We start from the raw sequence: 15,209 nt of genomic DNA, 5'->3' as shown, positions 1-15,209 counted from the left end.
TTACTTCATTAAGCAAATCTGCATTAGTAATACCTAAAAAAGGCCTGAATAATCAGGTCTTTTTCATTTTTGTGAGCTAGGTTCAACAACCGTGCAGAAGCTTTACACTCCACATATAGTATTTTGATCATGACAGTGCTAATCTAAATGGTAATAGTTACCATTTAGATTAAGTCGTCATGAAAAAGATCCTCCTCATTGACCAGCAGCTAAAAAAAAGCTTGCCCTTATGTCAGCAATTACAACTTTTAGGCTATGTTATTACCATTGTTGATAACGGCTTTAATGCCTTAGTTGCAATGGAAAGTAATCAGTTTGAAGTGATTTTACTGGACTCTTCAGTAACACAAATGGATGCTTTTTGGTTACTCATGGGTAAGCATTGTCAAACACCCGTGATTGTTATTACCAACAATGCCAGTGTCGATGAACGTATTGCTGCATTTGAACTGGGCGCTGATGATTATTTACCTGAGCCTATTAATGTGAAAGAGCTTTTACTGCGTGTGAATGTGCTTAATCGACGCACAACAAAGCAAACTCACGATTCAATGACTCATATTGCCAATATTGATTTTGCTGTTATCGAATCACAGTTAACCAGTGGGCAAATAGAGCAAACTACCGAAAAACAACATATTGAACAAAGCGCCAATGTGGAGTTCGATGATGATATTAACGCGGTAACATTTAATGGTCAGCAATTAAATCTTACTCAAACAGAGTATCGTTTGTTCAAATATTTGTTTCAGCGTAAAGGAGAAATCGTCACTAAATCAGAATTGCAAATGCGCGTGTTGCATAAAGAGTTAGGCGAGTTTGACCGTAACCTTGATATGCACATCAGTAATACCCGTAGAAAAATGGCCAAAGAAAGTCTACCAAGAGAACTCATCAATACGGTTAGAGGTAAGGGCTATTGCTTTAGTCCATTATTTAGCTAATCTCATTTAACGTATCCGTTAACACCTAGCTAATGTGATCTTACAGGGGCTTTTTATTGTATTGGTATTAATAACCCTCATCAGCAGAAAATTAAGTCACCATATTGAATAGATGTAGAGCAGATGCTGTGGATTTGATTTTATTGCGTAACGGCTTTTGATAAGATGCAGGGATAACGTCGATTATAACCTTACATAAAGGAAGTCCTATGCGTATTAGCGCGAATTTTGATGGCGGCAACATTGAGACCATTAGTTTAGACAAGCACGATGACATTCAACTCGCCATTAGACCTGATGAAGGTGGAGAGTTTTACCAATGGTTTAACTTCCGTATGGAAGGTCAAATTGGTCAAACTTACACATTGAATATCGTTAACGCAGGCAGTGCCTCTTACCCGAAAGGTTGGGAAAATTATCAAGCCGTTGCTAGTTACGATCGCCAGCATTGGTTCCGCTTACCGACAACATATCAAGATGGTAAATTATCAATCCAAGTTGATTTAGATTGCGATGCCATTCAAATTGCTTACTTTGCGCCTTACAGTTACGAACGTCACTTAGATCTGATTAGCTCAGTACAACTTCACCCATCAGTTAAACTAGAAAATTTAGGTTTAACCCTTGATGGTCGTGATATGAGCCTGCTAACTATTGGTGATAACGATCCTTCAAAGAAAAATATTTGGATTACCGCAAGGCAGCACCCTGGTGAAACCATGGCTGAATGGTTAATTGAAGGCCTGCTAAACCAATTATTAGACAGTGATTGTCCAACCTCGAAACTGCTATTGGATAAAGCTAATTTCTATATCGTGCCAAACATGAATCCTGACGGAAGCGTCAGAGGCCATTTACGTACGAATGCTGTTGGAACTAACTTAAATCGTGAGTGGGAGTCGCCTAGTTTAGAGCGAAGCCCTGAGGTTTATTATGTTACCAATAAGATGAAAGAGACTGGTGTAGATTTATTCTATGATGTTCATGGTGATGAAGGCTTACCTTACGTGTTTGTTGCTGGCTGTGAAGGCGCACCAAATTACACTCCACATATGGCCAAGTTACAAGAACAGTTCCTTGCAGCGTTAAGTATGGCAAGTGCTGATTTCCAAACTAAATATGGTTATGACAAAGATGAGCCAGGAAAAGCGAACTTAACCGTTGGTTCTAACTGGGTCGGCAACACATTCAAATGTCTAGCGAATACCTTAGAAATGCCATTTAAAGACAATGACAACTTAGCCGATCCTGTGGTTGGGTGGTCACCGGCGCGCTGTGAATATTTAGGTGAAGCATCACTAGTTGCGATGTTGGCTGTGGTTGATAATTTAACAGAATAGGCAGTTTTATGGCGTTAATCGAATGTCCTGTGTGTCAAAAGCGAATTTCGAGCAAAGCAAAACAGTGCCAATACTGTAAGGCTTCTGCTGATGGCGATAGTGATTCAAAAAGAACAATTTCACACATTCAGAAGTCTAATAAATTAATGAATCAAATGATGTTGTTTCTAACGCTATTTATCGCAGGTGCAGTATATGGTTTTTGGGGCGGCGAAGTTGCCACTGGAACGGATGCATATATTGCAGGTAGTTGTTTTGCTTTTGGCTTTGTTGGCTACATTATTACTCGAGTCAGAAGTCTAATCCATAAGCGGAAAAGTGTATGAATGATATTAATAAAGTCATAGATGAAATGCCTGATGAGGTTTATCAACGTTTACGCGCAGCGGCAGAAACGGGTAAATGGGAAGATGGCACAGTGCTATCTAGCGAGCAAAAAGAGTCAACGTTACAGGTAGTGATGTTGTATCAAGCGCGTAAGTTAACTCAAACTGATCACTTTACAATTGCTGCTGGTGGCGAGATAAACGAGCTGTCTAAATCACAGTTAAAAAAACAATTTCGCGGTGAAGCTATCGCAGAATTTAAAGAGCCAGAACTATAAACTGATTTTTAGTTATCTCTAGTGAATTTATTTCAGCAAAAAAAAGCCGCATCAAAGATGCGGCTTTTTTTTGTCTAAAGTACATTACCTATTTATTTTCAGAAATTTATTCAGTTAGCTCACCCAGTAAGTTTTGCTGCATTGCGATTTTTACTTCATTTGAAGTTAAATTTTTTGATAGTAAATAATGTAATTTAGCCAATGCTGCTTCAATGGTCATATCTGAGCCGCTAATCACTCCAGCTTTGGCTAATGCATTACCCGTCGCATAACCCCCCATGTTCACCTTTCCTTGAAAACACTGGGTTAGATTAACAATTACAATGCCACGTTCATCAGCTTGTTTAAGGGTATCTAATAAGGCTTTATCTTGAGGCGCATTCCCAACACCAAAGGTCAGTAAGATAAGTGCTTTTACTGGCTGCATTAAGATGTTGTTAAAAATCTCAGTTGAAATACCTGGGTATAAGGTGATCACGCCTACAGGTTGCGGGCTGATGTTAATCACCTCTAAGGGCTTAGTGGTGGGCTCGGTGATCTTACCTGCACGTAAATTAATTTTGATCCCAGCTTCTAACAATATAGGAAAGTTAGGTGACGCGAAAGCATCAAAACCATCAGCATGGGCTTTGGTTGAGCGGTTGCCCCTAAACAACTTATTATTAAAGAATAAACACACTTCAGCGACGGGATAATTCGCCGCAATATACAGTGAATTAAGCAGGTTAGTTTGCCCATCTGAGCGCAGCTGAGCTAATGGGATTTGCGAACCGGTTACGATAACAGGCTTGGATAGCCCTTGTAACATGAATGACAAGGCAGAAGCCGTGTATGCCATGGTGTCAGTGCCATGCAAGATCACAAAGCCGTCGTAGTTATGGTAATTGGCTTTGATGTCATTGGCGATGCGCTGCCAATCAGGTGGTGCCATGTTTGAAGAATCAATCAATGGTGAATATTCATTAATGACAAAGGTTGGCATTTCTTCATGGTAAAACTCTGGCATGGACTTTACACAATCAGTTAAAAATCCTGCCACAGGTGCAAAGCCATCATCGGTTTTGCGCATACCAATCGTACCGCCAGTATAGGCAACGTATATGGAGCGTTTTGTCATTGTAATGAATTCTCAACCACTTAAATTATATAATCTGCAAATTATACGGCTTGAGCTGAATAAAACCCAATAAAAAAGCCCGAATAACGGGCTTTTTTGAAGATAATTAAATTTGATCTTATTCTGACTTCATGCCTAACAAGATTAAACAATCACAATAGCTTAGTAATCGCAGAGTTCGCAATACATGTATAGGCCATTGGGATCATCAAACTGAGTCATTTGTTCAACAACAGTGCGCCATTGACCCATAAATTGTTCAACCATAGGTGACTGTGTGGTTGCTACAGGTAAATATGTTGCAGCAGATGCGAGCATTTTTTGCATGAAGATTTGCTCGGTTGTGAGCTCTTGCTCGATGACTTTAGTATCAAACTTTACCATTTCAGCCATTTCAGCCGCTTTAGCAATGGCGCTATCCATATCGCCAAGTTCGTCAACCAACCCCAGTTCAACGGCGCGGGTGCCAGACCAAACACGGCCTTGGGCAATGCGGTCTACTTGTTCTAACGACATGTTTCGTTCAGTGGCAACTAACGAGATAAATTCATGATAGCCGTGTTCAATATGGCGTTGTATGACAGCAGAAATATTTGGGTCTAACTCACGGGTCGCCGAAATACCAGCCCATTGCGAGGTCGACACACCATCTGAGTTAATGCCCCAATTGGACAAGACTTTTTCAAAGGTGGCAAACATGCCAAAGATCCCGATAGAACCAGTGAGGGTAGTTGGAGTGGCATAAATGTAATCAGCACTTGCTGAAATCCAATAACCGCCAGATGCCGCTAGGCTACCCATACTGACCACTACGGGTTTACCAGCCTGTTTAAGGGCAATGACTTCTTGTCTAATTTTTTCAGAAGCAAATGCACTCCCACCTGGGGTGTCGACACGTAGCACGACTGCTTTAACTTTGTTATCAAAGCGAGCTTTCTTTAATAGTGCTGAAGTGCTCTCGCCACCAATTTGTCCCGCTTGTTGTTTGCCATTGAGGATATTACCTTTGGCGACCACAATGCCGACAGATTCTTGTTCTATCAGTGAAGGAATTGGCTGTACTAAATTAAAATATTTAGAAAAAGAGATTTGCTTGTATGAGTCGCCATTGGCTTCTTGACCTACGGTTTTAAGCATGGCGAGTCTAAATGACTCATCTGAGACTAATTCATCAACCCAATTCATTTTTATCGCTAATTGAGCTGAGTCACCGTTAACACTATCAAGTTCCGCTAGGTAGGTTTGTGGGTTTAATACGATATTCTCGGTCGCAATTTGACGGTTAGTGGCAATGGTTGTTTCAAAGTTTTGCCATAAGTCAGTAAGCAGGGCGTTGCTGGCTTCTTTTGCCGGCGCTGACATATCATCACGGATAAAGGGTTCGACCGCTGATTTGAAAGTGCCGACTCTAAATACATGGGTGCTGATGTTCATTTTCTCAAGTGCGGTTTTAAAGAACATACGGTAGCTGCTAAGGCCTTCAAGTGACACGCCACCTTTATGGTTGAGATAAATGGTATTCGCATAACTTGCCAGGAAGTATTGATTTTGCTCGTATGAATTGCCAACAGCAACCACGGTTTTACCCGCTTCTTTAAACTTGTTTAAGGCATCACCAATGGCGGTCATTTTACTGATCCCACCACTACGTAAATTGCCCATTTTCAATACGATGCTATTAATACGTTTGTCATGAGTGGCATTTTCAATGACGTAAAGAATGTCGGCTAAAAGTATTTCTGCTTCCGGATCATCAGTGTTACTTTGTTTAAATATCGCTTCAATCGGGTCAACATGACGTTTTTGATCCACAATGCTGCCAGATAGGTTTAAGACTAAGGCAGATTGATCTTCAATGGTGATTTCTTCTTCAGATGTCATAGCCATAATGATCATGGCAATGATGCCGAAGAAAATGATATTGAGGATTAATTTACGAATACCGTTGATGGTTTTCCAAATAAATCCAAAGAATCTCTTAATTAATGAGGGTTTAGCGGACATTAGCCACTCCTGTAACATTCTAATAGTGTAATGCTAACTGATCTTGAGTGATTTTGGGAAATTGAATTGTAACGGTTTTTAACAATAGCTACGCTAAATGATTGAGCTTATGATTATGTCGTTGTATGCTAGTTTAAATCACTTGTTTAAAAAGGATGTTTGAATGTCGTTTCCACATTTATTAGACCCCTTAGATCTAGGCTTCACCAAGTTAAAAAACCGTGTATTGATGGGTTCAATGCATACGGGTCTAGAAGAAGAAAAGGGCGGATTTGAGAAACTAGCTGCATTTTATAAAGAACGTGCAGCAGGTGGCTGTGGCTTAATTGTCACCGGTGGCATAGCGCCAAATTTCAGAGGTCGGCTAGCGCCTCATGCATGCCAATTAAGTTTTCCTTGGCAAGTAAGCAAACATAAAATTGTTACCGATGCAGTCCATGAAGCGGATGGCAAAATCTGTATGCAAATTCTACATGCAGGCCGTTATAGCTACCATCCATTTTCATTAGCGCCAAGCAAAATAAAATCACCTATTACCCCTTTTACGCCGTCAGCAATGTCATCAAGACAAGTGCGTAATACCATTAAAGATTATGCATCTAGCGCTGCGCTTGCAAAAAAAGCGGGCTATGACGGTGTTGAAGTAATGGGCTCAGAAGGCTATTTAATTAATCAGTTTATCAGTTCGCGTACCAATAAACGTACCGACGAGTGGGGCGGTGACTTTACTCAGCGTGCTAAATTCCCCGTTGAAATTGTTAATGCTATTCGTGCCAAAGTCGGTAGCGATTTTATCATAATATTCAGGCTTTCTATGCTTGATTTAGTCGACAATGGCTCAAGCTGGGATGAAGTAGTGCAACTGGCTAAATGGCTAGAAAGTGCTGGTGTGAGCATCATCAATACCGGCATCGGTTGGCATGAAGCACGTGTACCTACCATTGCCACCAGTGTGCCGCGCGGCGCTTTTGCATGGGTGACTGAAAAACTCAAATCAGAAGTTAATGTGCCATTAATTGCGACTAACCGTATTAATACCCCTGAAATTGGTGAATCAATTATCGCATCGGGTCAGGCTGACATGGTATCAATGGCGCGGCCTTTCTTAGCCGATGCTGATTTTGTTAATAAAGCGGCAGCTGATCAAAGTGAATTAATCAATACCTGTATTGGTTGTAACCAAGCGTGTTTAGATCATACCTTCTCAATGAAACGTGCTACCTGTTTAGTTAATCCACGTGCATGTTATGAAACTGAGATTAATTTTACCCCAACCACAGGTAAAAAACGTCTTGCGGTTATGGGCGCAGGCCCTGCTGGAATGGCGTTTTCTGTATATGCCGCTTCACGTGGCCATGAAGTAGTATTGTTTGAAGCTAAAGACGAAGTGGGCGGCCAATTTAACTTAGCGCGTAAAATTCCAGGTAAAGAAGAGTTTCACGAAACCATTCGTTATTTCAAAAATCAAATGAAGCTGCATAATGTCGAATTACGATTAAACACCCGTTTAGATGCAGCAGTATTAGCCACTGAAAAGTTTGATGAAGTGATTATTGCCTCTGGGGTTGTCCCACGGGCGTTATCCTTACCGGGATTTGATGATCCTAAAGTGGTTGATTATCAGCAAGTGCTAAAAGGTGAAGTAGAGATTGGTGATAAAGTTGCGTTAATCGGTGCTGGCGGTATTGGTTTTGATATGGCGCATTTCCTGTGCGAGAAGGAATCATCAACATTACAGCCTGAAAAGTGGTTAAAGCAATGGGGTATTGATAAAAGCTATCAACATGCTGGCGGTTTAACTGACGAATCAGAGCATAACCCAAGTCGCGATGTGTATTTACTGCAACGTAAAACCACTAAAATGGGTAAAGGTTTAGGTAAAACAACCGGCTGGATCCATCGTAGTGTTTTAAAGCAGCATCAAGTGAATATGAAAACCGGTGTTAGCTATGAAAAGTTTGACCAACAAGGGTTACATATTAAAGTCGGTGAGCAGTCAGAAATTCTTGCGGTTGATAATGTAGTCTTATGTGCAGGGCAAGAGTCTAACCGCACATTAGTCGATGAGATGAAAGCGTCAGGGTTACCAGTTCACCTTATTGGTGGTGTTGATGTTGCCGCTGAATTAGATGCTAAACGCGCTATTAGACAAGGCGCTGAGCTGGCCATGGCGATTTAAGCTTAAGGTGAGTATTAATTAAAAAACCTAGCAATTTGCTAGGTTTTTTTGTTTACTGATAATATTCACTATTTGTATTAAATATAATTACTAAGTTTACTTATTGAGGTTTGTTTCAATGCAGAGCTCAGTGTTTAAGGATTATCCTATGTCAAAAAACGTTGTTATTACGGGTGCAAACCGCGGTATTGGTTTAGCACTAGCAAAACTATTCAAGCAGCAAGGTTATAAAGTGTTTGGATTATGCCGTCATACTTCTGATGAGCTCGACGATTTGGGTATTAACGTGATAACTCAAATTGATGTGGCTACCGATGAGGGGATTCATAATATGAAAACCTCACTTGCTGGTGTGTTAATTGACGTACTGGTGTGCAATGCGGGTATTTTACGTGATGAGCAGTTAGCTCATCTGAACATAGATACGATTCGCCAGCAGTTTGAAGTAAACGCACTGGCTCCGTTGCGTATTGTTGCTGCGCTACAATCACAACTAAATGTTGGTGGTAAAGTTGCGATGATAACCTCAAGAATGGGCTCTATCGAAGATAATACCTCAGGTGGTCGTTATGGTTACCGTATGTCAAAGGCTGCTTTAAATGCTGCATCAATGTCGTTAAGTCATGACTTAGCATCAAAAGAGGTTGCGGTCGGTATATATCACCCAGGTTATGTACAAACAGATATGGTAAATCATGGCGGTGATATATCAGCAACTGAATCAGCTGCGCGTATTGTAGGTTTAATAACGCAACTTGATATGAGTCAAACTGGCGTATTTAAACATTCAAACGGTCAAGTGTTGCCTTGGTAAGATTAAAGGCAAAACGTCAAAACTGATTATTATAAAGCCCATTGCTGATCACAAGCGATATAAAATATAGCTTGTGAATGCATTATGTGGAAGCTATTAGAAATTCAGCAATGTTGATTAAAATGGCCACACCCATAGCAGCATAGGTATGCTCACTGACACCACAATAAGTTCAAGTAATAAACCCAGTCGCCAATAATCCCCAAAGCGAAACCCACCAGGACCGAGGATCAGGGTATTGTTTTGATGACCTATTGGCGTTAAAAACGCGCATGATGCCCCAATCGCTATGGCCATTAAGAATGTATCAGGGTTAACCCCTAGTTGGGCTGCAGTACTGATCCCGATCGGGCACATGACTGCTGCAGTGGCGACATTATTCATCAAATCAGATAAAAACATGGTCACAATTAACACCAATAATAATGCGCCAATGGCATGGCTCTGGGCAATATTATCCAGTAAAAACTGGGCAATTAAATCTGCGGTGCCAGTTGTGTACATAGCATTAGCAACAGGCAGTAAAGCCGCAAGTAAAACAATCACAGGCCAGTCGATTGAAGTATAAATAGAGCGGATTGGTACTAAGCCAAATAAAGTAAAGGCAAGGGCGCCTGCTACAAATGCTACCGCTGCTGGCAGTATTCCGAACGCTACAGTAATGAGGGTAATTATCATGATCAGTGACGCAGTTAGTGCATGTCCTTTTTTGGGGACGCGAATATCACGCGCCGCCAAAGGTAAGCAGCCGTACTGAGATGCAAAACCTGATACAGATTCAGGATCACCTTGAAGTAATAATACGTCACCGGCTTTTATCGGGGTAGATCGTAAACGTTTTACTGAGCGGTGGCCTTGGCGAGAAATGGCGAGTAAATTGATACCATAGCGGTTACGTAATTCAATATCGGATACTGAGCGATTAACTATTGTGGTGCCTGGCATTACGACTAGCTCCTGCATGATAATTTCTGCAGGCTTACTTGTGTCATTATCATCATCTTTAGCAGATTCTGGTGTTGATTCGTCGCCTTTTTTTTGCAGTTTAGTTTCAACCACTGCTACAGTTTGCGCTTCTTCTGTAATAGCGCTTTCTGGTTCAAGTTCTAGCCCTAGGCTAGAAAGTGCTTTAGGGATAGATTCCGGTTCGACTTCTATGATCAGGATATCACCAGTTTGTAGCACTCTATTTGGATTTGGGGCCGTGAGGTGTACCTCGCGACGGATCATGCTGATAATTTGAGCATCGGCCTCATCAAGCAATTTATCTACTTCTCGCAGATTCATTTTTTCAGCAATACTGCCAGCCACAATATTAACTTCACAGAAGTAATTACCCGTATCAAAACTGCCAGATGAAGATTGTTTGCGACTGGGTACGATATGCCAGCCAAATAAACCGACAAACACGATTCCAGCCAGAGCAATACAAACACCTACTGGCGAAAAGTCAAACATGGTAAAACTACCTAATCCGCTGGATTCACGAAATCCAGAAACGACGATATTTGTTGGCGTACCAATTAAAGTTGTCATCCCGCCTAAAATTGAACCAAATGCCAGTGGCATTAATACTTTCCCTGCAGGTAAGTCATATTTAGCAGCCATTTGAATCGCAATAGGCATTAGTAATGCAAGGGCGCCTACATTATTCATAAACCCTGATAGCAAGGCCGCCAAACTGATCAGCGCCAGTATACTCAAGGTTGGTCCCGCTTGAGCTGGTAATAAGTACTTTGCCAATATATCGACAGCACCGGAGCGTTGCAGGCCATAGCCTAATACCAGCACACCGGCCACAGTGATGACTGCTGGGTGACTGAAACTTGTAAAAGCTTCACTGCTTGGGACTAGACCTGTGAATACACAAACAAGCAAGGCAGACATAGCGACTAAGTCATGACGCCAGCGCCCCCATAAAAAAAGCGCCATAGTAACGAATAAGATTATGACAATGATAATTTGATTTGGTGACATGGTATTTGGTCTTTAGAGGATGGTTGTTGAAATGATTATTTAGACCTATCGGCTATTGAAGTCACACCACCTCGTCAATAGATTTAAATTGCGGTAAACGTGGGTCTCGCTGTTTTCTGCGGTCATAACGAACGATAGCCGATTTGTTTTTGCGGCGCTCAACATAAGATCGTTGCTCAACTATGTAATGACCATCAACTAAAACAGTATCGGCAACCTTGGGGATGCTTTTTCTCACAGTCATGTACAACCTACAGATTTATATTCAGATTATCTAAAGCATAGGTGACACATTGTAGTTCTGCTAAGTAAGTCGCTAATTATTTAATGTTTAAAGGAGGGGTACCAATGTATAGATTGCTAATCTTGCTGAGGTTTGCCAATATTTTTTGACCACTAGAGCTTTGAAAATTCACATCTAATTAGGTGACCGCATTAAGCATAACACTCCAGTCTAAATACATTAGTTTAAGGCAATAAAGAGTAGATTTTTCAATGGTTAAATCTTGGGTGATAAAGTTGTTAATAAAAAGTTGTTGAACATCGTATCGTTAAGACGTTATGGTAATGGTCAGTATAACCATAACTGTTGATGGGTTGATATTTTGACAGTCAATTTGTTCACTAAAAAAACAGCTAGCATAACTTTATTCTTTCTAGCTGTACCTGCTGTTTAAGTTCGCTAACAGTCGAAAAATCAATGCTTTTGATAGAAAAAAATAACTTAATGTTTGTCTAAACATAATAAATAACCATGAGGCTCTACATGAAATACATAACTCAATCTCTCTTGTTCATCATGGCGCTATTTTTATCATTTAATGGCGCTGCCACGGAACAAAAGTTCGACATAGACAAAGACTTACTACTTTTAAACTTTGATCTTAAAACGGATGTTGATGATGTTCATACCATTGCAGCATTCGATTTATTACTGCAATCAAAGGAATATGAAAACTTGAATTACTACGCTATTAGCGGCACTTACGGCATACAAGCAGGCGCCTATGTACCGGCAAATAACCTATTCGATATGGTGTTCAAGCAAAACTGGACAGATGCACATAACGACAGACAAAACTCTATCTATAGAAGCATCAAAAAGATAAACAAAACATTATCTTTAGGTGGCAATGTTTGGATGGTAGAGGCAGGGCAAAGTGATTTTACTCAAGAAATATTAGTAGCACTTAGTGAATTCAATATCTCATTTTCCAAAGATCAAATAATCGTAGTGCAACACGCCGATTGGAATGAACAAGAAACTAGCGTGGATGCATTAAATTACGTTAAGCAAAACACCACTTACATAAGAATTGCTGACGGTAACAAAGAAGGAAACGGTACCCCAGGATTTAACAATCAATCCTACTCAAGTAAAAATCTTGAAGATACCAAGCTTTTGTCAGCAAAAGTTTGGAAACAGGCCAATGAAATATGTACAAAATATAATGGTATTAATGGGCGCTACGATAACAAGGCGATTTCAGCTGGCGGTACTGACTTTTCTGATTTAGTTGAAGTCACTTATATATTAGATATTCAAGACACACCAACGGTAGCGGCGTTTTTTACTAAGTATAACAAAACGCTTTCAGAGAAATAGCCATGAAAATTACCCATTCCCCCCTTTCTTTGGTGGCCTTGTTTGTTTCACTATTTGTTGTACTTAACGCAACAGCCACAACCACTTGGCAGCAAATAGCAACGTCGAACTCTTTCTCTGCACGCCACGAAGCGGGCTTTATCAAATTTGAAGATAAGGGTTATTTAATTGGTGGCAGAGGAATAAAAGCCGTTGATGAGTTTGACCCTAATTTGTTAATGTGGCGCCCTTTACAAGAATCCCCCATAGAGCTACATCACTTTCAACCAAGTGTATGGAAAAACAAAATTGTTATTGCAGGGGCGTTAACTGGAGCTTATCCCGCTGAGACGCCAGTTGAAAATATTTATTATTTTTACCCCAATGAAAACAAATGGGAAAAAGGTCCTGCTATTCCACCAGCAAGGTTAAGAGGTAGTGCCGTTGCTGTTGTTAAAAACGATTCCCTTTACCTTATTGGCGGTATTACTAACGGTCACCTAGATGGCAATGTTAACTGGGTTGATCGCTATGACTTTATGACCAATACCTGGACTATTCTAAATGATGCCCCACACGCGCGAGACCATGCTCAAGCTGCGCTAATAAATAATCATATTTATGTTGCAGGGGGACGAAGAACTCTAGGCAAGCACAATCAAGTCTTTGAGTTAGTTGAAGGCAAACTTGATGTATTTAATATCGAGACTAATCAATGGCAAGTAGTGCGAAACGAATTACCAATCCCACGAGCTGGCATTGCAATATTCGCTCATCAAAATAAATTGATAGTAGTCGGGGGAGAAAGTGCCGATCCCAATAAAGCTCATGAAGAAGTTCACTTATTTGATAGCCAATCAAAACAATGGCTTAAAAAGCCTTCTTTAATTCAAGGAAGACACGGGAGTGGTGTTATCGAAGCAAATGGCTACCTATGGATTGCCTCAGGTTCTGGTATGCAGGGTGGATCACCCGAATTAAATTCAGTTGAACGTATTAAGCTCGATGCTATTTTTAATAATGATAAATAGCTTAATAATGACAATGCAATATACCTAAAATTGATAAGTTAATCTGAATCACAGATAAGAATATATGTGTCTCTGGTTATATTAATACCTGAAAATTTAACAAGTTGGTGAAGGGGCTATTGGATCAGATAAATAGGTAGCCGGCTGAGTACTTTTTTATGAAAGTGCTTAAGTTAAAGTTGGCAATTTATTTACGATAAGGAACAAGCTATGAAAAATAATCTGTCAAAAATGGCAAAAGTATCGGGATTTTACTTAATTATTTCGATATCTATAACTTTTCTGACGTCGTGTGCCTTTGTAAAAAATACAGATTCGAATGAAACTAACGCTATAAATAATGAATCAAATAGTCATATTCAATCTAGTATTGTTAACTTTGAAAACACCCATAAGACAGCTTACGAAGGTAGTGATTTCTACACCTATTTTTACGGCGAAACAATAGGCACCAAGGATACAATTGTGGGTTTGGCAATTATAGAACCTAACAGATAAGGATAGGCCGCGCGTAGCCGCGTCCTTATCCCAAGTGTTGAACAAGCCCGAGTGATACCTTTATAGTGTAAATATCGGCGTAAGATCTTACGCTTTTTCGATGTGTGCAGAGCAGTTACATTTTTTACTAGCCGCATAGATCCCTTAGCATCGTCAGCTAATTTCTTTACTTAAAATATCAATGTCTTAGCACCTCCTGATACTTTTCTTGTTCCGCATCTTAAGTGTTAATTTTTAATCCTTCCGCTTAAACAGTGGCGTTAGGTGTGGTTGGTTTTTGCCTAAGAAAGCTTGTCAGTCGTGCATGCTTATTCCTATGCACCCCCATAAATATCATCGGTTGTCGGCAACAAGGGCAAGGTCGTATGGCTTGAGTTTTAGTGGTGTTTTCGAGCGGCGCAAACACGGTGCCAGCAACGGCTAGCATCAAGCGTATTCGTTGCCGCAGCCTGGCTGAACCTCCTCTGAGTAATCCAAAATCTCTGACTCGCCGTAAGCCTTTCGGCAGTACATGTTGCAGTACCAACCATAGAAATTCGACAGTAGGTAATGTACGTATTTCAGTGGTGTTGGTTTGGCTATTTTGATACTCAAAACTAATTTGTCCGTCGATATTACTGACGATATTTTTATCGGGTAACACGCCGCGATAAAGGTATCGCGACAGGTACTTTAACGCTGGCAGTCCTTTACCCACATGTTGGCAGTCTACCACCCACTTTTGGGGTATTGAGCTAGGGAGTTTTAGACTCAGTTTTGCCAGTTGCGCCAGCAGTCTTGCTCGCCACACTTTGGCCAGGTTAAAGGCGTTGAACAGGTATTTACCCTTGTTCTTTTTCCACTGTTTTTTGTGCTTATTAAAGCTGCCTGCCGGAATGATGAAGTGGATATGAGGATGGTAGTCACGCCTTCGGTTATGGGTATGCAGCACGCCCGTAAATCCAATATCACCACCGAGTTGCTTTGAGTTTTTAGCAAAGTCTTTTAGCACGCTGGCGGCCACCGAGAACATGGCTTGATACATCAACTCGGATTGATATTTAGCCGTTACTCGCAACTCATAAGGCAAGGTAAACGTCACCATGTAATACTCCACGGGCAGGAGTTTAGCTTGCT

The 15,209-nt window shown here is 40.7% G+C and carries 14 protein-coding genes; 9 read left to right on the top strand and 5 right to left on the bottom strand.

Annotated features, from left to right (window positions below):
• The first annotated feature begins 179 nt into the window (after positions 1-179).
• The 4 genes from Q4533_RS16885 (at position 180) to Q4533_RS16870 (ending at position 2,888) form a co-directional block, all read left to right on the top strand.
• Entirely contained in the window at positions 180-944 is a 765-nt protein-coding gene (locus Q4533_RS16885) for a response regulator transcription factor (RefSeq protein WP_102519906.1), read from the top strand.
• A 209-nt stretch (positions 945-1,153) separates the two neighbouring features.
• Positions 1,154-2,284 (top strand): M14-type cytosolic carboxypeptidase, encoded by a 1,131-nt coding sequence (locus Q4533_RS16880; protein ID WP_102436220.1) that lies wholly within the window; start codon positions 1,154-1,156, stop codon positions 2,282-2,284.
• Between the two features lie 8 nt (positions 2,285-2,292).
• A complete protein-coding gene (locus tag Q4533_RS16875) occupies positions 2,293-2,610 on the top strand; it encodes a zinc ribbon domain-containing protein (RefSeq protein ID WP_076536453.1) in 318 nt (105 codons plus the stop codon).
• Positions 2,607-2,888, top strand: a complete 282-nt coding sequence (locus tag Q4533_RS16870) for a YeaC family protein (protein ID WP_102436222.1) — start codon at positions 2,607-2,609, stop codon at positions 2,886-2,888. The genes Q4533_RS16875 and Q4533_RS16870 overlap by 4 nt, the downstream gene beginning before the upstream one ends.
• A 106-nt stretch (positions 2,889-2,994) precedes the next feature.
• On the opposite strand, the gene ansA is transcribed toward Q4533_RS16870, so the two are convergent.
• The gene (ansA, locus tag Q4533_RS16865) at positions 2,995-4,005 is read right to left on the bottom strand and encodes an asparaginase (protein ID WP_102435808.1); all 1,011 of its coding nucleotides are present in this window, start codon (positions 4,003-4,005) and stop codon (positions 2,995-2,997) included.
• Positions 4,006-4,167: 162 nt separating this feature from the next.
• Complete coding sequence (sppA, locus tag Q4533_RS16860; RefSeq protein ID WP_102476845.1) at positions 4,168-6,009, bottom strand: signal peptide peptidase SppA; 1,842 nt, start codon at positions 6,007-6,009, stop codon at positions 4,168-4,170.
• A gap of 163 nt (positions 6,010-6,172) precedes the next feature.
• Here sppA and Q4533_RS16855 point away from each other — a divergent pair, with 163 nt between their 5' ends.
• Both Q4533_RS16855 and Q4533_RS16850 read left to right on the top strand, forming a co-directional pair.
• Complete coding sequence (locus Q4533_RS16855) at positions 6,173-8,188, top strand: FAD-dependent oxidoreductase (RefSeq protein ID WP_303503438.1); 2,016 nt, start codon at positions 6,173-6,175, stop codon at positions 8,186-8,188.
• 148 nt (positions 8,189-8,336) lie between these two features.
• Entirely contained in the window at positions 8,337-9,002 is a 666-nt protein-coding gene (locus tag Q4533_RS16850) for an SDR family oxidoreductase (protein WP_102439803.1), read from the top strand.
• A gap of 117 nt (positions 9,003-9,119) precedes the next feature.
• Here the strand turns inward: Q4533_RS16850 and Q4533_RS16845 are convergent, their stop codons facing one another.
• Both Q4533_RS16845 and Q4533_RS16840 read right to left on the bottom strand, forming a co-directional pair.
• The gene (locus Q4533_RS16845) at positions 9,120-10,979 is read right to left on the bottom strand and encodes an SLC13 family permease (RefSeq protein WP_303412682.1); all 1,860 of its coding nucleotides are present in this window, start codon (positions 10,977-10,979) and stop codon (positions 9,120-9,122) included.
• A gap of 61 nt (positions 10,980-11,040) precedes the next feature.
• A complete protein-coding gene (locus Q4533_RS16840) occupies positions 11,041-11,223 on the bottom strand; it encodes a hypothetical protein (RefSeq protein ID WP_102439805.1) in 183 nt (60 codons plus the stop codon).
• Between the two features lie 522 nt (positions 11,224-11,745).
• Here Q4533_RS16840 and Q4533_RS16835 point away from each other — a divergent pair.
• The 3 genes from Q4533_RS16835 (at position 11,746) to Q4533_RS16825 (ending at position 14,093) form a co-directional block, all read left to right on the top strand.
• Positions 11,746-12,585 carry a hypothetical protein gene (locus Q4533_RS16835; RefSeq protein WP_303503436.1) on the top strand — a complete coding sequence of 280 codons (840 nt, stop codon included), beginning with the start codon at positions 11,746-11,748 and terminating at the stop codon, positions 12,583-12,585.
• A 2-nt stretch (positions 12,586-12,587) separates the two neighbouring features.
• On the top strand, positions 12,588-13,595 hold the full coding sequence (locus Q4533_RS16830; RefSeq protein ID WP_303412687.1) for a kelch-like protein: 1,008 nt from the start codon (positions 12,588-12,590) through the stop codon (positions 13,593-13,595).
• Positions 13,596-13,805: 210 nt separating this feature from the next.
• Positions 13,806-14,093 carry a hypothetical protein gene (locus Q4533_RS16825; protein WP_303503432.1) on the top strand — a complete coding sequence of 96 codons (288 nt, stop codon included), beginning with the start codon at positions 13,806-13,808 and terminating at the stop codon, positions 14,091-14,093.
• Positions 14,094-14,340: 247 nt separating this feature from the next.
• Here Q4533_RS16825 and Q4533_RS16820 read toward each other — a convergent pair.
• Positions 14,341-15,209, bottom strand: an 869-nt coding sequence (locus Q4533_RS16820; protein ID WP_303503430.1) for a transposase, incomplete at its 5' end; no start/stop codon positions are given.

The organism is Shewanella sp. 6_MG-2023 (assembly GCF_030547195.1).
Taxonomy (GTDB): domain Bacteria; phylum Pseudomonadota; class Gammaproteobacteria; order Enterobacterales; family Shewanellaceae; genus Shewanella.
This window is presented reverse-complemented; position numbering and strand designations above follow the sequence as displayed.